16 protein-coding genes and 1 tRNA gene are annotated in these 20111 nt (G+C 41.4%); 11 read left to right on the forward strand and 6 right to left on the reverse strand.

Annotation, left to right across the window (positions count from 1 at the left end):
• Positions 1-10: 10 nt before the first annotated feature.
• Positions 11-679, reverse strand: a complete 669-nt coding sequence (locus tag E0F88_RS26460) for a response regulator transcription factor (protein WP_131961304.1) — start codon at positions 677-679, stop codon at positions 11-13.
• Positions 680-1185: 506 nt separating this feature from the next.
• On the opposite strand from E0F88_RS26460, the gene E0F88_RS26465 reads away from it, so the two are divergent.
• The 3 genes from E0F88_RS26465 (at position 1186) to E0F88_RS34105 (ending at position 3215) form a co-directional block, all read left to right on the forward strand.
• Positions 1186-2532 (forward strand): GAF domain-containing sensor histidine kinase, encoded by a 1347-nt coding sequence (locus tag E0F88_RS26465; protein ID WP_131961305.1) that lies wholly within the window; start codon positions 1186-1188, stop codon positions 2530-2532.
• A 114-nt stretch (positions 2533-2646) separates the two neighbouring features.
• Positions 2647-2796 (forward strand): hypothetical protein, encoded by a 150-nt coding sequence (locus tag E0F88_RS33800; RefSeq protein ID WP_165940158.1) that lies wholly within the window; start codon positions 2647-2649, stop codon positions 2794-2796.
• Between the two features lie 320 nt (positions 2797-3116).
• Positions 3117-3215 carry a recombinase family protein gene (locus E0F88_RS34105; protein ID WP_220466383.1) on the forward strand — a complete coding sequence of 33 codons (99 nt, stop codon included), beginning with the start codon at positions 3117-3119 and terminating at the stop codon, positions 3213-3215.
• A gap of 99 nt (positions 3216-3314) precedes the next feature.
• On the opposite strand, the gene E0F88_RS26475 is transcribed toward E0F88_RS34105, so the two are convergent.
• Complete coding sequence (locus E0F88_RS26475; protein ID WP_131961306.1) at positions 3315-3680, reverse strand: DUF6876 family protein; 366 nt, start codon at positions 3678-3680, stop codon at positions 3315-3317.
• Between the two features lie 1092 nt (positions 3681-4772).
• Here E0F88_RS26475 and E0F88_RS26480 point away from each other — a divergent pair.
• Positions 4773-7724: a DEAD/DEAH box helicase gene (locus E0F88_RS26480; protein ID WP_131961307.1), complete on the forward strand. Its 2952-nt coding sequence runs from the start codon at positions 4773-4775 to the stop codon at positions 7722-7724.
• A gap of 81 nt (positions 7725-7805) precedes the next feature.
• On the opposite strand, the gene E0F88_RS26485 is transcribed toward E0F88_RS26480, so the two are convergent.
• From E0F88_RS26485 to E0F88_RS26495, 3 genes are all read right to left on the reverse strand, one after another.
• Entirely contained in the window at positions 7806-9101 is a 1296-nt protein-coding gene (locus E0F88_RS26485) for an adenylosuccinate synthase (protein WP_131961308.1), read from the reverse strand.
• A gap of 72 nt (positions 9102-9173) precedes the next feature.
• The gene (locus tag E0F88_RS26490) at positions 9174-9677 is read right to left on the reverse strand and encodes a Fur family transcriptional regulator (protein ID WP_131961309.1); all 504 of its coding nucleotides are present in this window, start codon (positions 9675-9677) and stop codon (positions 9174-9176) included.
• Between the two features lie 131 nt (positions 9678-9808).
• The gene (locus E0F88_RS26495; RefSeq protein WP_131961310.1) at positions 9809-12100 is read right to left on the reverse strand and encodes a RelA/SpoT family protein; all 2292 of its coding nucleotides are present in this window, start codon (positions 12098-12100) and stop codon (positions 9809-9811) included.
• A 174-nt stretch (positions 12101-12274) separates the two neighbouring features.
• Here E0F88_RS26495 and E0F88_RS26500 point away from each other — a divergent pair.
• Positions 12275-12356 (forward strand) — tRNA-Leu (locus tag E0F88_RS26500).
• 161 nt (positions 12357-12517) lie between these two features.
• Positions 12518-13870, forward strand: a complete 1353-nt coding sequence (gene tig, locus E0F88_RS26505; RefSeq protein ID WP_131961311.1) for a trigger factor — start codon at positions 12518-12520, stop codon at positions 13868-13870.
• Positions 13871-14063: 193 nt separating this feature from the next.
• On the opposite strand, the gene E0F88_RS26510 is transcribed toward tig, so the two are convergent.
• Positions 14064-14441: a helix-turn-helix domain-containing protein gene (locus E0F88_RS26510; protein ID WP_131961312.1), complete on the reverse strand. Its 378-nt coding sequence runs from the start codon at positions 14439-14441 to the stop codon at positions 14064-14066.
• A 252-nt stretch (positions 14442-14693) separates the two neighbouring features.
• Here E0F88_RS26510 and E0F88_RS26515 point away from each other — a divergent pair, with 252 nt between their 5' ends.
• The 5 genes from E0F88_RS26515 (at position 14694) to E0F88_RS26535 (ending at position 20086) form a co-directional block, all read left to right on the forward strand.
• On the forward strand, positions 14694-15368 hold the full coding sequence (locus tag E0F88_RS26515) for a ClpP family protease (protein WP_131961313.1): 675 nt from the start codon (positions 14694-14696) through the stop codon (positions 15366-15368).
• 350 nt (positions 15369-15718) lie between these two features.
• Entirely contained in the window at positions 15719-16963 is a 1245-nt protein-coding gene (gene clpX, locus E0F88_RS26520) for an ATP-dependent Clp protease ATP-binding subunit ClpX (RefSeq protein WP_131961314.1), read from the forward strand.
• Positions 16964-17062: 99 nt separating this feature from the next.
• Complete coding sequence (locus E0F88_RS26525; protein ID WP_131961315.1) at positions 17063-17839, forward strand: SDR family NAD(P)-dependent oxidoreductase; 777 nt, start codon at positions 17063-17065, stop codon at positions 17837-17839.
• A gap of 123 nt (positions 17840-17962) precedes the next feature.
• A complete protein-coding gene (locus E0F88_RS26530; RefSeq protein ID WP_131961316.1) occupies positions 17963-18925 on the forward strand; it encodes a 1-phosphofructokinase family hexose kinase in 963 nt (320 codons plus the stop codon).
• Positions 18926-19012: 87 nt separating this feature from the next.
• A complete protein-coding gene (locus E0F88_RS26535; RefSeq protein ID WP_131961317.1) occupies positions 19013-20086 on the forward strand; it encodes an NHL repeat-containing protein in 1074 nt (357 codons plus the stop codon).
• Positions 20087-20111 lie beyond the last annotated feature (25 nt).

Here is a 20111-nt window from a genome sequence, read left to right on the forward strand (position 1 = left end):
ATTTTCAGGTTCAGATCTCTTTTGCAATATAACCTATACCACGGATGGTCTGAATATAGTCTTCTTCCTTTGCAAGTTTGAGCTTTTTCCTCAAAGCGTTCATATAAACATCGATCACACCTGTGCTATAGTCGAAATGGATGTCCCATACACTCTCAATGATCCGGCTGCGCCTGCAAACCTTCCCTTTGTTTCTCAAAAGATATTCCAGTAGTGCAAACTCCTTTTGTGTAAGTTTTATCTCTTCTGTTTCTTTGAAAACCTGATGCGACAAAGTGTCGATCCGAATGGGGCCAAGCGTAAATTCAGCCTGCTCGCCTGTAACCGGTCGCAGCTGAACCTTGATGCGCTCTAAAAGTTCGTCGAAACTAAAAGGCTTTTTGATGTAATCGTTGGCGCCAGACTGCAATCCAAAGATCGTATCCTGAACGGTGTCGCGTGCGGTTAGGAAAATCACCGGAGTTTTAGCAAAATGTTTCCGGAATTCCCTACAGATCTCTACACCGCTTTTGCCAGGTAACATCCAGTCTACCAACAACAAATCATACTCACCGGTAAGCGCCATATCCAGGCCCGCTTTACCATCCGACGCAGTATCCACAGCATAAGACTCTTCCTCCAAACCCTGTTTTAGAAAATTCAGTATTCCTTTTTCATCTTCTATTATCAGGATTCTCATAGGCTTTCATTAAGTCTGATTGGGTGATTACTATAAAGCTAATTGATCGTAACTAATTCAGCATGTAAATGAAGGGCCGCAGTCCTATAAATTGACTTAAGGAATTCTTAAGATCATCTTAAATTTTGGCAGACTTATCGTGGATTTTCAGCAGACTTTAGACAATGATGGTGTAACAAGTATGGCTTTTGCCTCGCTCAAACTTTGTTTTGAGCTTACCATTTAGAGCGGTTTATCAGAACTAATCACCAAACACCCGATGCCAGCAATGATGATAAATTTAAATCAATAAAATCAGCAAGATAGCCCCAGCCATATCCGCCCCACCAACAGCCAGCGCTATGGATATGATATAAAAATACGAGCATAATCTTTGCTGGCAAAAAATGTCCGGTTCTAGAATTCGTGGTCAACTGTAACCCTTACTGGCTCAATATTTATAATGTAATCCAAACAGTTTTTCTAATCACACTACCGGTAGATCGCTTACTGGCAATAAGCTATTTATGAATAGGGACATTACTACAAACGAAGAACTAAGAATTGCTGCTTTGCGCAGTTATGATATTGTTTATGCTGCGGCTGAGCAAGATTATGACGAGCTGACCGCGCTGGCATCGGCAATTTGTAACACGCCAATTTCTCTGGTTTCTCTCATCGATCAGAACCGGCAATTGTTCAAATCCAGGCATGGGCTTACTATAACTCAGACACCCAGGGAATTTTCATTTTGTGCACATGCGATTCTGAATCCAGAGCAACCTATGGTAGTAACCGATGCAAGAGTTGATGAAAGGTTTGCAAACAACCCACTTGTTACCGGTGATCCTCATATCATCTTTTACGCTGGTGTGCCATTGGTTGATAGCAACGGATTTACCTTAGGTTCATTTTGCGTGATTGACCATGCGCCCAAACAACTTAGCGAGCAGCAGCTATCTGCATTGCAAGTCCTGGCAAAGCAGGTTGTAAGGATTTTTGAAAATAAAAAGTTTAGATCAGCTTCAAATACTGATGAGCAGAGCCTTGAAGCAAGGATTGAAAGTTTACTCAGCAAACGGACAAAGCAATTTATTACCGAAAATAAATCACTTAGTAATCTGTACAGGAAGGTCAGCGAAAACAACGATAATTTAAAAAAATCAAATCATAGCCTTCAACAGTTCGCTTTTGTGGCTTCACATGATTTGCAGGAACCACTAAGAAAAATACAGGCATTCAGCGAATTGATTTTTAAACGCCACGCTGATCAGTTAGGGGATGCAGCAGAATATTTATATAAAATAAAATTGGCCGCAGGCAGGATGTCGCAATTGGTTAACAATCTGTTGGCTCATTCCAAAATTCCAGAACAGCAACAGAAAACCTTGGTTTCAATGGACTGGGTCATTCAAACCGTTTTGCAGGATTTGGAACTGGCTATTTCGGAAACCGGTGCTGTCGTCAGCTATGACCCATTGCCGATGATCGAAGCAAACGAAACACATTTATGTCAGGTATTTCAAAATCTAATCGGCAATTCACTCAAATTCAGGCAAGCTGGTGAGCCCTTGCAAATCAATATCCAATACAAGAAACTATTAAAAGCGGATTTGCCCCCATTTGTTCATCCCGGCAAAATTTGTGAAAACTATCACCTGATAGAAGTTGCCGATAATGGGATAGGTTTTGACCAGCAGTATGCAGACAAGATGTTTGGTTTATTTACCAGGCTTGAAAATAGCAGCGAATTTGCTGGCTCCGGTATTGGGCTTTCGATCTGTGAAAAGGTAGTTAGCAGTCATGGAGGAGCTATCTGTGCACAAGGTCAAGTAGGAAAAGGGGCTGTTTTTAGTATTTATCTTCCCTGCTAGTTGCCTGTGCTGCTATTTGTCTTGCCCGGTATCAAATTTAATACGCCAATCAATGAAGAGCAATCCTGAGCAATCACCGACTTTGCCGTTAAGGGAAAAAACGCCAAGCATACTGTGGACTATCTCTCTGAAGAACATAAGATCTTCACAGTCGCCTATGACCGGGCAGGTATAAAAGGCGTCAGGGTAACTCCCAACATCCATAACTCGATCCAAGATCTGGATAAGCTTGTTACGGCCATCCAAATTTACAGTAAGTCGTAAGTCCATATTCAGCGATATCGAATTATTACGATATATCAGGACAAATCAGACAATGGAAATTACAATTAAAGCAATACTCTATCCTATTAACTGTACTATTATAGCTGAAAGGAGCACGAGTGCGGCATAAATTGCTTGATGGCTTGTGTTCATTTTAACCACGGTTTGAATGAACCCGTCTGGGCAAAGTATTTCTGTTAAAATAGTGCAAAACAATTCTGAAGTTTACAAATCTGTTTTTGAGTTCAAAAGGTGTACTATTTTGTTGTCTTGAAAAACAATATCCTATAATCCTTGAAAGGATAAGTAAACAAGACAAAATGGAAGTAGGTTATGCCCGTGTGAGTACGCAAGAACAAAATCTGGATTTGCAAATTGAAGATCTCTCAAATCTGGGTAAAAAAAGTCCTTACGGATAAAATTTCAAGCGCTAAGTCGGAAAAACCGGAGCTCAACAAATGCTTGATTAATATAACCTAACAAATTAAAGCTGCCCCCTAAGAAGCAGCTTTTTCAATTCAGTATTCGCTTGGCAATAAAATCACATCGTTGGTCACATAGATTTTAATCTTTTTTAACGGAAAGCCAGTATATCCGATTGGTTTCGTGAATATTATATGGTCATTACAATCATCGCAAGTAAGTATGGCAGTAGAACCTTCAAGATCAACTTTTAGAGTCCAAACCTGAAACTCTTCATTTTTGATCCGGAGATGATACTGCTGATAAGTAATTTCATCGATAAGCCAGTAGGCCCTAGCTCTTTGGGCAACAAATTTAATTCCATCTGTATACAACGTATTTTTTACTACTGGATGACGATACCACTGTTCAGTTCCTGTAAATACTGCAAGATCCGCATTTGTCAATTGTTCAGTGCTCATATTTTTTCCCTTTAATTGCCCTTCCACCGTTGGAGAACGATGCAAACAGGCACCAAGCGGAAGGCTAATAAGGCAACACCAACACGGGAGCGAAGCGAATGGAGCGGGCAGTGTGATTGCTGTTTAGACTGCATAGCGCAACTTGTATCGTTTCTCTCAGGTGGAAGGATATATTGGAAATCGTTTAAAATCTGATTTAAATCATCGACTGTCAGGTCATCGTTTCCAGTAGTAAATTATCGAACAGATAAAGCAAAACTGTACCGATTTAAAGTGTGTTGATCAAAACCGCTGTTATACCTATTTCCTAGACGATCTATAAATCTGAAAAGTGTACTGATTTAAACATTAGTTTATTTCGGTACACCTTCTTATCATATCTTCATGAAGGTTATGAAAAAAATTCTAAGAAGGTAACTTGTGGCTCCCAACGCCAGAGTCGGCAGAGAGTTTTCCGCATTCATGATTTGCCATTATGGGATAGATAAGAACTATTAATTACGAGTAGGTCTAGGATACTTTTCAAGCGTTCTAGTCATTTCAAGAGTTTTTCTTACGATGTTACTGGACGCATAGTCAATTTCATAGCTGGCATTAGCCACCTTTTCTTCCCTAATAGCTTTCTTACGGATTTTCACAATTGTACCTTGTATATTGTCAATCTTGTTATAATCAAATTTACGAACCATTCAGCTGATAATAAATAAGCATTTAAATTTCTTCCCTTCGAAATTAACTAACGCGGTGCAATTTTCTGCAATGACGGAAATGAGCATATACCGGAATCGACCGTTTAATTGAAGCACAAAGGATAAAATTTGTTGAGTCGCAATTTGTTTTACACTGAAATGACCATTTGTTACTTCAAAATTCTACACAACCATCTTAGATATTTTCTCCAAGTCTTCTAAAAAGTGGTTCGATAAATGTTCGGGAAGGGGTACTACTTTGATCAAAGACTTCCTTTTTCAGGAAGTCTTTTTTTTGGTCCTCATTTATTCTATATTTGATATTTTGCCAGACTTGACGGAGCCTTTTTTTCTTACTTGGCTTACTAGTCAGTCTGCTCTAAAGACGTATCAACGTATCAGAATGAAAGTATCACCCCTTGCACCTTTCAAAATTGTCTACTCAATTTTGAATCATGAATATCTCGGCTACATCTTCGAATCTTTTGTCGTTCAGCTAAATCATCAGGGGGAATTTTCATTTCAAATCCAAAACATTTCTTCCAAAAATATTAAAGAATTCAGTTCAGGCCTGGATGCTACAGATTTCGAACTTGTTGACCTAATTGATGATATTCAGCAGGATGCGATCCTGAAAAAATTTAATTCAAAGAAACTTAGCGCAGTTGATTTCTTTTTAAAAGTTTATGATGTTCAAAAAGGTGATAAGAATACGCAGGAAAATATTGCTCATTATCTGGAATTAAGTAAAGCGCGGATACTTGAAAGACTTGAAGGAAAAGAACTCTTTATTATGGGTGGCGATGGCAATCCGCTTTGGAAACCACTACTTTGGGAGATAGAAAAGGCAACAATACGATTTCATTTCGTCCGCAACGAAGACAATACACACTATTTCCCAACCATCCGTTTCAGATATGAAAAGCTTGATTTCCAATATAAAAACGCGATTCTTATTTGTGAAGAGCCTGCCTGGCTTATCGTTGGTGAAAGTTTATATCACTTCCAGGGACACGTTGACGGCAAAAAAATAAAACCTTTTCTTGCCAAAAAATTTATTGCCATTCCCGGTAATGTTGAGGAACAGTACTACCGAAAGTTTGTCGCTCCTCTCATTGCCTCTTATGATGTGGTCGCCCGTGGCTTCGATATCAGAAACATTACTTCAGCACCAAAAACAATACTTACCATTTCAGATAGTGCCGTCACGTATCGTAAAGCGGAACTTATTATGTTCGCAGATGCGGGCGCATCAGAAGTTTTGCCGGAAGAGCCTGAGGATGATTTCGTGATTCTGGATCTCTCATTTCAATATGGAAATTTTTCCTTCCGAATTGATGACCTGGCGACAGCGTCAAGTGTATCCGTTGAAAAGAAGGGAAATGAATATTCATTCTTTAAAGTTAAACGTGATCTTCGCGCTGAAAGAGATCAACTTGCAAGATTAAAAGACTGGGGACTAGGCATAAAAAACGGAAAAATCCGTTTGCCTAAGTCGGAGGCATTTGGCTGGCTACAAAGTAATGCAGACCAGCTGACTGAAAACGGTATCGCTGTTCGTCAAAACACAGCTGATACCAAACGCTATTTCCTTGGTTATTCGTCCCTCGATATCTCAATCCAGGAAGGAAGAGACTGGTTTGACATTCATGCCCGGGTTCAGTTCGGAGAATTTGAGATTCCTTTTTTACAGCTAAGAAATTACATTCTTAATCAGAAAAAAGAGTTCTTACTTCCAAATGGAGAAACAGCTGTTATTCCCGAATGGTGGTTTACCAAATATTCAGAGCTGTTTTCTTTTACGGAAAGCGGACATGACGAGGACAATCTGCGCCTAAAAATGCATCATCTTGCCCTTGTGCAGGAGCTGCAGGAAGAAAACCTGGCAACCGCAGTCATAAGCAGAAAACTGGAAAACCTCAGGGATTTTAATCACATCGAACCCGCTTCTCCCCCGTTGAATTTCAAAGGTATTTTAAGACCATACCAAAAGTCGGGTTACGACTGGCTGCATTTCCTGAACCAATACCGGTTCGGAGGTTGTCTGGCCGACGACATGGGTTTGGGTAAAACCGTTCAGACTTTGGCATTCCTTCAATCACAAAAGGAAGCTGGGATTTCAGAGCCGTCTATGCTGATTATGCCAACGTCTCTGATTTACAACTGGGATCTGGAAGCAAAACGGTTTACCCCTGACCTGAAAATACTGGTTTACACGGGCACTTACCGTGAAAAAGATACTGCTAAATTCCGCGATTATGATCTAATTCTGACTTCCTACGGAATTATCCGTCTGGATATCGATTTTATCAAATCATTCCGCTTTAACTATATCATTCTGGATGAGTCGCAGGCCATCAAAAATCCGGCTTCCATTATTACAAAGGCAGTCAGGAAATTAAATTCTGCTAACAGACTAATCCTAACCGGAACACCGATTGAAAACAGCACGCTGGATTTATGGTCGCAAATGTCATTTGTGAATCCGGGACTACTGGGAAGTCAGGCCTTTTTCCGTGATGAATTTCAGGTTCCTATTGAAAAAAAGAACGAAGAAGAAAAGTCTAAACGACTGTATAATCTGATCCGTCCATTTATTCTGAGAAGACACAAGTCGCAGGTTGCAACCGATTTACCAGAAAAGGTTGAAAGTATTCAGTATTGTGACATGACCGAAGAGCAGGAAAAAGCGTACGAAGAAGCCAAGGCTTATTATCGTAACCTGATCCTGCAAAGTATAGATTCAGATGGAATTTCAAAGTCCCAGATGGTTGTTCTTCAGGGTTTGACAAAGCTCCGTCAGCTGGCCAATCACCCGCGAATGGTCGATGGCAGCTATGAGGATGGTTCCGGTAAGTTTGAGGACGTACTTCATAAGATACAAACCGTAATAAGCGAAAACCATAAAATATTGATTTTCAGCCAATACATAAAACATCTGGATCTGTTTCGGGCACATCTTGACAAGCAAAAAATTATTTACTCCTATCTGGACGGCTCAACAAAAGACAGACAGTCGCAGGTGGAAAATTTCCAAACTGATGAAGGAATCAAAATATTTTTGATCTCACTGAAAGCAGGCGGATTAGGCCTTAACCTGACCGCAGCGGATTATGTATTTATCCTGGATCCCTGGTGGAATCCTGCAATAGAAGCCCAGGCCGTTGACCGTGCCCACAGGATTGGACAGCAGCGTACCGTTTTCACTTATAAATTCATTACTAAAAACTCAGTTGAAGAAAAAATTCTTGCCCTGCAAAGGACTAAGAAGCAACTGGCTGATGATCTGATCTCCAATGAAGACGGTTTTGTAAAATCCCTCAGCAGGGAAGACGTTTTGGGACTACTTTCTTAAATTATAAGCAGAATTTCAAATAAAAATCCCCGTCTGGTAAAATTACCGGCCGGGGATTTTCAATAACAGGGTCTTAATTTATCAGTTCAATAAAGCAGATGTTTCACGCGTGATCAAAGCTTCACGATCAGGACCGGTTGAAACAAAGGTTATAGGCAAATTAAGTTCTTCTTCCAGGAATTTGATGTAAGCAAGCAACTCCGCAGGAATTCCTTCGAAATCACGAATTCCATCTAATGACTGCTGCCATCCTGTGAAGTCGCGATAAACCGGCTCAACCGTTTCGTCACATAAGTCGTAGGGTAACTGGTCTGTCAAAGAACCATCCGGTAAACGGTAGTTTGTACAAACACGGATTGTATCAAAAATAGTCAAAACGTCAACTTTCATCATGATAAGCTGCGTTACACCATTGATCATCACTGCATATTTCAACGCAGGCAGATCCAGCCAGCCACAGCGACGCGGACGACCCGTTGTCGCTCCGAATTCACGACCTTCTTTACGCATTTTTTCACCCGTTTCTTCCAACAATTCGGTTGGAAAAGGACCGCTGCCAACACGGGTACAATATGCCTTGAATATTCCGAAAACCTCTCCTACCTGGCTTGGCGCAATCCCTAAACCGGTACAAGCTCCTGCCGCCATGGTGGTAGAGCTCGTCACAAAAGGATATGAACCAAAATCAATGTCAAGCAATGAACCTTGTGCACCTTCGGCAAGAACAGACCGGCCGGCAGTAAGCGCATCATTAATCACATATTCACTATCCACCAATGTGAACTGCTTCATAAATTCGATTGCTGCGAAGAAATTCTCCTCTGCTTGTGTAAGCGTAGCAGAATAATCGAATGCATAAAAATCAAGAATGACTTTATGAGCATCAACCAGTTTTTTATATTTATCGGCAAAATTTGGAGACAAGACGTCACCAACTCTTAATCCAAGACGCGCAATTTTATCCTGATAAGTCGGGCCAATTCCTCTCAATGTGGAACCAATTTTGGAATCCCCTTTTGATTTTTCGTACGCAGCATCCAAAAGCGCATGCGTTGGTAATATCAGCGATGCTTTTTTGGAAACGAACAGGTTACTGAACAGGTCCAGGTTATATTTTGCCAGATTTTCAACTTCTCTTTTAAAAACGATCGGATCAAGCACTACGCCGTTTCCAATGATATTCTGGATATCACTGCGAAAAATCCCTGATGGAATTTGGTGTAAAACATGCTTAATTCCGTCAAATTCAAGGGTATGACCAGCATTTGGGCCTCCCTGAAAACGGGCAACAACATTGTAACGCGGCGCAAGAACGTCCACGATTTTACCTTTACCCTCATCTCCCCATTGGAGACCAAGCAATACATCAACTTTCATTCAATAATTGATTACTAAAAAATAAATTCCGTAAGATTCGTCGGCCCAATCATCGGACCGACTGAAGACTAATTAATCCCTTTCGTGGGCGACTGACACTTCCTGTCCTATTTCATTGCGATTCTGGCAATTCTCTTTGGTACAGTTGCCATAAAAAATGAGCGAATGATGAAGAACACTGAAATTAAGCATCTCACCTACCATGTTCTGGATGGATTGGATGCGCGGATCACAAAATTCCATAACCTTATGGCAATCCGTGCAGATCAGGTGATCGTGCTGTTTGTTACCATATGATTTTTCAAATTGTGCAAGGTTTTTACCAAACTGATGTTTAGTAACCAGATCACAGTCAACAAGAACGTCCAGCGTATTGTAAACCGTAGCGCGGCTTACCCGGTAACGTTTGTTTTTCATGCTGATGTAAAGTTCATCTACATCAAAGTGATCTTCACGGGTATATATTTCTTCCAGAATCGCAAAGCGCTCCGGCGTTTTACGAAGTCCTTTATTTTCTAAGTAAGCCGTTAAGATCTTCTTGGCGGCTTCAAAATTTGGTTTGCTGGCTTGTGGCATATCTTTCTGAAATCTTGCGCAAATTACGCTTTTTTACTTAAACAAGGTGACTCTGTGACAGCTAAGCTGAAAATTTGAGGCTGCAAAAACAAAAATCAATTGGATAACAAGTACTGTATGTAATGGTTCATTTACGACTCTTTCCCAATCAGATTGGTATCAAAACGCTGAACATTGTAAACACCTTCAACCTGTTCCAGTTTACTGATCAGTATATCAAGATGGCTTGTATCCTGTACATAAAGGCGGATATCACCGTTAAAAACACCATCTTTCGTATCAATTGTAAGCCCGCGCATGTTGATGTGAAGCTCATTTGAGATGATCCTTGTCACATCATTAATCAACCCAACCCTATCCGTTCCGGAAATATATAGCCCGGCAAGAAATGCTTCCTGCTTGCTCGACTCCCACTTGGCCTTGATGATACGGTTGCCGTGTTTTGACATCAGTTCAGCCGCATTAGGACAGGTTGTGCGATGAATTTTGATACCTTCGTTAATCGTTACAAAGCCAAAAACGTCGTCTCCTGCAATAGGATTACAGCAGGGAGCGAGTTTATAATCAATTTTATCCATGTCATCGCCAATCAGCAAAGTGTCGCTGTCGGCTCTGTCGCCATGAATATTTTTTAAAAGTTTTGTAAAAGCTTTACCATCTCCGTTCACAGCCGCCGGAGGTATAACCGCAGTTTCTGTGGCCTTTCTTTCCTTGGAATCTTTATCGCGCTTAAACCTTTTCAGTTCATCCAGATGAATGTAGGCTTTGCCAATCCGGTAAAAGAAATCGGCAGACGTTTTGCATTCGAAAAAGGCACGAAGCTGGTTTGTTACTTCTGCATTTAATTCAATACCTAGTACTTTAAGTTTTTTCTCAACCAGTTGACGACCGTCTGTTTCATATCTGCGGTTGTCCTCTTTCAGAAAATCCTTAATCCTGGCTCTGGCTTTTGAGGTAACTACAATACGCAGCCAGTCTTCATTTGGCTTTTGTTTAGCGGATGTAATGATCTCGATCTGATCCCCATTATTCAGCACGTAACTGATCGGAACGAGAATCCCTCCCACTTTGGCAGCCATGCAATGTGCACCTACTTCGGAGTGAATATCAAAAGCAAAATCCAGTGCTGTTGCACCACTTTGCAAAACTTTCAATTCTCCCTTTGGTGTAAATACAAAAACCTCCTCATTAAAAAGGTTGCTCCTGAATTCATCCAAAAATTCAATGGCAGCTGTTTTATCACCAAAACCATTTTCCAGTGTTTCTCTTACCTGAGTAATCCACTGCTCTATATTTCCTTTAACCTTGGTATCGTTTCCCTTATATTTCCAGTGAGCCGCATAACCCTTTTCGGCAATTTCATCCATCCGTGAGGTACGGATCTGGACTTCAACCCACTGACCGCTTTTACTCATTACAGTGGAGTGAAGCGACTGGTATCCGTTTGCCCTTGGCGTGCTCAGGAAATCTTTCAAACGATCCGGATTGGGCTTGTAATGATCCGTTACAATAGAATAAGCCTGCCAGCAAATTGCTTTTTCACGATCACCTTCCACTGACGATTCAAGAACGATTCTGACAGCGAACAAATCATAAATTTCTTCAAAAGGTTTGTTCTGCTTACGCATCTTATTCCAGATCGAGTAAATCGACTTAGGCCTCCCTTTTAAAATAAAATTCAGACCCGCTGCTTCCAGATCCTGAGCAATAGGCTCCATGAATTTGGAAATAAAACGATCCCGGATACCTTTGGTTTCCCTTAGTTTTCTGGCAATAGCCCGGTATTCCTGCGGTTCGGTATATTTCAGATAAAGCTCTTCCAGCTCTGACTTTATACTGTATAAGCCCAAACGGTGAGCAAGCGGCGCATAAATAAAAATCGTTTCCGATGCTATTTTCAGCTGTTTGTCACGCGGCATACTGTCAAGTGTACGCATGTTATGCAGCCTGTCAGCGAGCTTAACCAGAATTACACGCACATCATCCGACAGCGTAAGCAGCATTTTCCTGAAATTTTCAGCCTGCTGCGATGTACCGTATTCAAACCTCCCCGAAATTTTGGTGAGGCCGTCAATAATCTTGGCTACTTTTTTTCCAAACAAGCGCTCAATATCTTCAATGCGCATGTCGGTGTCTTCCACAACATCATGAAGTAAGGCAGCAACGATACCGGTGGTACCAAGGCCAATTTCCTCTACAACGATTTGGGCAACTGCCAGCGGATGATAAATATACGGTTCCCCGGACCGGCGACGCATGTCTTTATGGGCCTCCACGGACGTGTAGAAGGCCTTTTTTATGAGTTTGGCGTCATTATCCTTTAAAAAAGGTTTGGCTGTTCTTAATAGCCTTCTATATTTTTTGAGAATATCCTTACGCTCCTGCTCCAGGTCAATAGTGAGGGATTCAACGAGTTGCTCCACTGCTTAGTAGTAATTGGTATGCTTCACCAAAATAACAAATTTTAGCGACATTATTCAATATCATTTTACCTAAAGATAATTTTTTTAAAAAAATTTGGAGGTAATAAAAAAAAATACATACCTTTGCACTCCCAATTCAACGATCACGTTGCATACGGAAACAAAAAAATAAGAGCGGGCGTGGCGGAACTGGTAGACGTGCTAGACTTAGGATCTAGTGCCGCAAGGCGTGGGGGTTCGATTCCCTCCGCCCGTACGAATAACAAGGGACTGACGGGGCGTCGTATTTCCTAATTTAATTAAGAAAACAAACTGCTCCGTAGTTAACCCGTCAAATGCCCTCAGGACTCTGTTTTGAGGGCATTTTTCTTTTCATTTTTCTAAAAAAAGGCATTTACAAATATCATAAAGCAACACATGGAAGTTTTATTAGAGAAGAATTCGCCAACATTAGCCTCACTTAAAGTAAAGCTGACCAAAGATGATTATCAGCCAAAAGTTGATAAAACCATTAAGGATTATTCAAAACGTGTGAATTTGAAAGGTTTCCGTCCTGGAAAAGTACCTGGCCATGTTATTCAGCGCATGTATGGTAAAAGTATTTTGGTTGACGAAGTAAATAATCTTCTGAGCACTGCAGTTAGCAGCTATATCCGTGAAAATAAATTACAGGTTGTGGGAGATCCTATTCCTGACCGCAAAAGCGCTGACGAAGTAAACTGGGATACCCCAAGCGATTTCGAATTCAGTTATAATCTGGGTGTTGCATCAGATTTTGATGTGAACCTGTCTGAACTTCCTGCTGTAAAACGCTACTCAATCAATGTAGACGACAAAGAATTCACAAAAACTTTGGATAGCCTTCGTGAGAGATTTGCTGACAGCACGCATCCTGAAGTAAGCGAGTCAGGCGATATGATTTTTGGCGAGCTAAAACAGGAATCTTCTGAATTCACGACCAACACCGCCATTCCTACAAAACAACTGAAGGAAGAAAGTCTTTCTAAATTCGTTGGTGTGAAAAAAGGTGACGTGATTACATTTGATATTCAAAATACTTTTACTGAGGAATCGGCTATTGCGCATGTTACCGGTAAAAAGAAAGAAGATGTAGGCAGCCTTTCAGGTGAATACACGCTGACGGTTGAAGACATCACCCGCCAGGCTCCTGCTGAACTGAACAACGAATTTTTCGATAAAGTACTGGGTGCAGGGGTTGTTGACTCTGAAGAATCTTTTAACGAAAAAGTTCTTGAAATTATAAAAGGCAATTACGAGCGCGAAACCGAGGCACTGCTTCGCCGCGATATCGAAACTGCTCTGCTTGATAATATTTCAATTGATCTTCCTGCCGAATTCCTTAAAGACTGGCTGGAAAAAACAAACGAAGGCAAATTCACACGTGACCAAATTGAAGATCAGTTCGCTGATTTCCAAAAATCACTAAAATTAAGTTTGATCAAAAATAAAATTGCAGATGCAGAATCTGTGAAAGTGGAATATCCTGAAATTCTTGAGTTCACCCGTCAGATGGTAAAAGGCCAGTTTGGTATTTACGGCGACGACGAGAGCATGAAAGAAACGATTGACCGTGTTGCACAAGGTTACCTAGCTGACAAAGAGCGTGATAACTACACCAGCATATTCAATCAGGTATTTGATGCCAAAGTTCTGGATATTATCCGTGATCAGGTTTCTACCGACGAACAAACAATTGAAGTGAGTGAATTCGAAGCACTTGCAAAAGGAGAAGCTCAGGAAGAAGTTTAATTTTAAAAGTTTACAGTTTTTAGTAAACAGTAAAGAGTTCAAAGTAAGCAGTTGATGCTAATTTTGAACTCTTTCGCTTTTTAGTACTGAGTTAACAGTATAAAATTTACAGGAAACAGCACGAAGCCAATGCAGCAGAAAACTGTTAACTTGAAACTGTATACTAAAAACTTCTAACTAAAAAAACTGTTAACTAAAATCCAATCCTCTCCCTCCGCTCGCCAATTTCGCGGACGATTCCTTCTCCGAACCACAATTTAAATTTCGCTTTCCATTGCTCCGCCTCATTCTGGAGACGGGCGTTAACTGCCATTAGTCTGGTATTTTCCTGACGAAGCCACTCCGTTTCCGAAAGTGTCATAGACCCAAAGCCTAGCAAATCGGGCAATGGCATATCCAGTAATTTGGCAATATTTTCAAGACGTGAGAAGGAAAGTTCGGTTCTTCCCCGCTCGACATCTCCGTAGGCAGTCGTGGACAAACCAAGCATATCGGCCATGTTTTCCTGAGAAAGGCCTTTTTGCAATCTGATTTGCCGAATTCTTTCTGATAAGTTTGATGCTAAACTCATGGCGTTTATTGTTAATTTTCCGACCAGTTATCAATAATAATGCAATATAACCAGGCATTAAAAAGATGACTCTCGCATTTTTCGATAATTTATCACACAAACAGGCAAGGATTATTCAATGAAATATTCAAATTTGTGGTCAGTAAGAAAACAAACTGCAATATTTTTAATAGAAACTAAGATATGGTGCTTTTTGTTCTTCTGAACATGTACCCTTTAAATTACATATCATTTTAAAATTTAGATTTATTCATGGATCACGGAAATGAATTTAGAAAATATGCCGTTCACCATCTTGGGATGAGTGGCCTTAAGGTTGACGGTTATATGAACCACACCATTGAAAATATGACCCGTTCTGTCATTGAAGAGCGTCCGATGAACTTTAGGGAAGTGGATGTTTTTTCAAGATTAATGGCAGACAGGATTATTTTTATGGGAACCGGTGTAGACGATAACATTGCTAACATCATTGTTGCCCAGCTTTTATTTTTGGAATCAGCAGATGCAAAAAAAGATATTCTGATGTATATCAACAGTCCGGGCGGATCAGTTTACGCAGGGTTGGGAATTTATGATACCATGCAGTATGTGCGTCCCGACGTTGCTACTGTATGTACAAGTCTTGCAGCTTCTATGGGCGCGGTACTTCTTGCAGGTGGTGCAGCCGGAAAACGTTCTGCACTACCTCACGCACGTGTCATGATTCATCAGCCATCAGGCGGTGCGCAGGGCACTTCGGTTGATATAGAGATCACAACCCGTGAAATCGTTAAACTGCGTCATGAATTGTATGAAATTCTTGCAAACCACACGGGACAGACTGCTGAACAGATCGGCATCGACTCTGACCGCGACAAATGGCTTCGTGCTTATGAAGCCAAAGAATATGGTCTGATTGACGAAGTTTTGACAAGAGATAAATAAGCTTGCTGAATATCTTTAAAACCGCCTGAGCACAATTTGTTCAGGCGGTTTTTATTTTGTGGCTATCTGTAATTTGGTAAGGCGCTCAAAAAACCGGAACTTTGGGGAAAATTTCCGGCCTGAATAAAAAACGTGTCAGACAAATTGTGGAAAAACCCGTATTAATGGTACTTCATAATTAAATCGTCATAAAAAGCAGCAAAGAAAATTTGACAAGAATAAATTTGGAAGGCGTTGCTGAAACAATATGCCCGGGCATATTGTTAAATTATCTCCTTTATATCGAAAATCATTTAGATTTTCTGCGTTAATAATCAATTGGATCGTACCATCACTGAATATATTGATCAATGGCACAAGTAAGTTGTTCGTTTTGCGGACGTAAGAAAAATGAAGTTGATTTATTGCTTTCCGGAATCGACGCCCATATCTGCAATCACTGTATTGCTCAGGGTTATCAGGTCATCACGGAAGAATTGGGTTCAAAGGAAGACAAAAAAGAAAAGAAATCGAAACTACCCAAGCTTAAATCAATCCCTCCCACTGAAATAAAGCGTTTTTTAGAGCAGTATGTAATTGGTCAGGATGAGGCAAAACGCTCTCTGGCAGTTGCGGTATATAATCATTACAAACGCCTCAACCAGGCTGTAAGCGAAGATGATGTGGTTATTGAGAAATCAAACATCATCATGGTTGGTGAAACCGGAACCGGAAAAACCTATCTGGCAAAATCCATCGCCCGTATTCTTCAGGTTCCGTTTTGTGTGGCGGACGCAACCGTTGTAACCGAAGCTGGTTATGTTGGTGAAGATGTAGAGACTATTTTGACAAGACTTTTGCAGGCAGCTGACTATAATGTTGAAGCTGCTGAACGCGGAATCGTGTATATTGATGAAATAGACAAAATTGCGCGTAAATCGGACAACCCGTCCATTACGCGTGACGTTAGCGGTGAAGGGGTGCAGCAGGCTTTGCTTAAATTGCTTGAAGGATCTTCGGTAAACGTTCCACCTCAGGGCGGCCGGAAACATCCGGATCAGAAAATGATCACTATCAATACAGAAAACATTCTGTTTATTTGCGGAGGTGCTTTTGACGGTATTGAACGCCACATTGGAAAACGTATCAATACACGCCCAATCGGATTTTCAGGAGACAACCGTATTATTGAAATATTTGACAAAGGAAATCTGATGCGGTATGTGACGGCAATGGATCTTAAATCTTTCGGTTTAATTCCAGAATTGATCGGCCGTCTACCTGTTCTGACACATTTAAATCCTTTGGACAGAGAAACACTCCGCCGTATTTTGACAGAACCAAAAAATGCTTTGGTAAAACAATACAGCAAGTTGTTTGCCATGGAAGGCATAAAACTACATATCGAAGATGACGTGCTTGATTTTATCGTAGATCAGGCTATGCAATACAAGCTCGGCGCACGCGGTTTGCGTTCAATCTGCGAATCGATCATGACCGATGCAATGTTTGATCTCCCTTCGCAGAAAGAAGTAAAAGAATTTACACTTTCTCTGGATTACGCACAGGAGAAATTTGATAAATCATCGATGGCCCTATTACGTTCTGTGGCTTAAAATGCTCCTGGAATACGGAATGCTCTGCTCGCTTTTAAGGCTGGCAGAGCATTTTCTTTTTTGTTTAAATAATTCTACTTTGGATTAAAATACCGAATTATGGAAAACTGGTTGGCAAATAAATCAATAGTAGTTATTGGCGGAACAACGGGCTTAGGATTTTCTGCATCCAAAGCCTTTGTCAGAAATGGCGCCAATGTAGTGGTGGTAGGAAGAAATCCGGAAAATTGCCTTGTAGCAGAGCTACAATTGGGAAGTACTGCCCGTGCAAAACAGGGAGATGCCACCCATCCTCAAACGGCACTCGATGCAATTCAGCTTTGTATCCGTGAGTTTGGAAGTTTTGACGGGTTGTATCATGTAGCAGGCGGCAGCGGACAGAAATTTGGAGACGGTCCGCTTCATGAATTGTCATTGCAGGGATGGAATCAGACGCTGGATCTTAACCTTACTTCATTGATGCTTTCCAACCAGGCTGCCATACGCGCTTTCATGGGCATGAACAAAGGCGGAGCGATTCTGAATATGAGCTCTGTGGTTGGTTTTTCACCTGCATCCAAACATTTTTCCAATCATGCCTATGCTACGGCAAAATCAGCTGTCATCGGTTTTTCAAAATCAGTTGCCGCTTCCTATGCTGAGAAAAATATACGGGTAAATGTGCTGGCTCCTTCCATTATCGAGGGACTTGAAGATATTACGGAACAGCAGGAGAAATTTGCAATTTCCAAACAACCGCTGGACGGAGGAAGATATGGAAAACCTGCTGATCTGGACGGAGCTGCAGTTTATTTTATGTCCGATTATTCTAAATTTACCACCGGCCAGGTTCTCACGATTGATGGCGGCTGGGACGTTACCGACGGGCAATCCTGACTAAACTGATATCAAGGTTTGTCAAATGGATATACTCCGAATCATTTTTTTGAGTTTATTCGCGTAATTTCGTTTATATATTATCCTTTGAAGTTACTCCTGTTCTAACGAATATACATTTACATGGCTACCGGACCGATTGTAACACTGACTATAAATCCTGCACTTGACGAAAGTTCCAGCGTTAACCGCATTGTTCCCGACAACAAACTTCGTTGTGAAACACCAACTTACGAAGCAGGCGGAGGAGGAATTAATGTTGCTAAGGCCATTCACAGGCTTGGCGGAAATCCAATTGCTATTTTTACGGTTGGCGGACCCACCGGTCAGCGGCTGCATAAGCTTGTTAAAAGCGAAGGAGTCGAAACCCTGGTGATTGAAACAAAACAATGGACCCGTGAAAACTTTCACATCCTTGAAACCAGTACAGGCTTTCAATATCGCTTTGGGATGCCGGGAACGGAAATGATGCCAACCGAGGTTCGTTCCATTCTTGAAACCATGGAAGAAATTGATCCAAAACCTTCATACATTATTGCCAGTGGCAGTTTACCTCCCGGTGTGCCGGAAGATTTTTACGGGCAAATAGCCAAAATCGCCCACAAGCAGGGAGCCAGGTTTATAGCAGATACTTCCGGTGATGCCTTAAGATTCGCAACTGAAACCGGAGTTTATCTTTTGAAACCGAATATTCTGGAATTAAGCCATCTGGTAGGTGTCGACAAGCTGGAAATGGATGAAGTAGACGATGCGGCACGTGCACTGATCATCAGAGGACAGTGTGAAGTTGTGGTCGTTTCTATGGGCGCTATGGGTGCTATGCTGGTTACCGAAGATCAGGTCGAGCACATTCCAGCGCCTCCGGTTCAGCCAAAAAGTACTGTAGGCGCTGGCGACAGTATGGTTGCCGGTATCGTTTGGACATTATCACAGGGAAAATCACTGCGCGAGGCCGTCCGTATGGGAGTTGCCTGCGGTTCTGCTGCAACCATGAATTCCGGAAGCGAGCTTTTCCGGATGCAGGATGTGAACAGGTTGATGGACTGGCTGAACAGATATGGAAAAAGATACTCTGCATCGGTTTAAACTCAGTTTTCCTGGTATTCAATCAAAAGGAGTTACGGATTATAGTAAGTTTTCCGGCGTAAAGTCTTTAAATAAAAAAGACTAACCATGACCGAGAAACCCTCCCGCCGGGAATTTGCGAAAATAGCTTCTGTAACCGCAGCTGCTGTTGCCACCGCCTTGACTTTCAAGCCGTTTTATATTCTTCATGCCAAACCCAAACCGGATGGGGAGGTAATCGGGCACGGAGCACATAAATACAAGGTACATCAGGGCTGGGGAAATCTTGATTCTTCAAAGTTTCCGATCAACAATTGTCATGAAATGGTTCAGGACAGCAAGGGCCGGCTGATCATGATTGGAGATGAGGTAAAAAACAATATCCTTATTTATGACCGCTCCGGCAAACTGCTTGATAGCTGGGGCCATGAATTTCCCGGTGGGCACGGACTTACCTTGTGGAATGCAAATGGTGAAGAGTTTTTGTTTATCTGCGATCCTAATTTAGGTAAAGTTTTTAAAACTGATTTAAAAGGAAAGATCCTGCTGACTATTGAACATCCTTCAAAAGTAGGTGCTTACAAGGAAACAGACGCTTTTAAACCTACCGAAACCGCAATCGGGCCGGACGGAACCATTTATATTGCAGATGGTTACGGTTCACAATGGATTTTGAGGTACACGCCAAAAGGGGAATACATTGGAAAATTTGGCGGTCCGGGCGATGAAGATGCTCAGTTTTCTACCGCCCATGGAATCGCGGTGGACTATCGGGATAAAACAAATCCAACACTGGTGATTACTTCCCGCGTTCATAATGCTTTCAAAAGATTTACCCTGGATGGCAAATATCTCAGTACAATATTTCTACCCGGAGCATTTGTCTGCCGACCGGTTTTCGACGGAGATACGATGTACGCCGGTGTATGCTGGTCGAGGCTGCGGTATCTGAACCAGACAAATAACTCAGGTTTTGTAACGATTCTTGACAAAAACAACAAGGTAATTTCCAACCCGGGAGGTACCAAACCTGAATACCGCAACGGGGAATTACAATTGATGGTGCAGGAAAAACCTATTTTCATGCATTGCCATGATGTTTGTATCGACAATGATAAAAATATCTACGTTTGCCAATGGAACGCTAAGAAAACCTATCCGGTAAAACTGGAAAGAGTTTAAATATTCTATGCGAGACTTATTCGGA

The organism is Dyadobacter psychrotolerans (assembly GCF_004349265.1).
Lineage (GTDB): Bacteria > Bacteroidota > Bacteroidia > Cytophagales > Spirosomataceae > Dyadobacter > Dyadobacter psychrotolerans.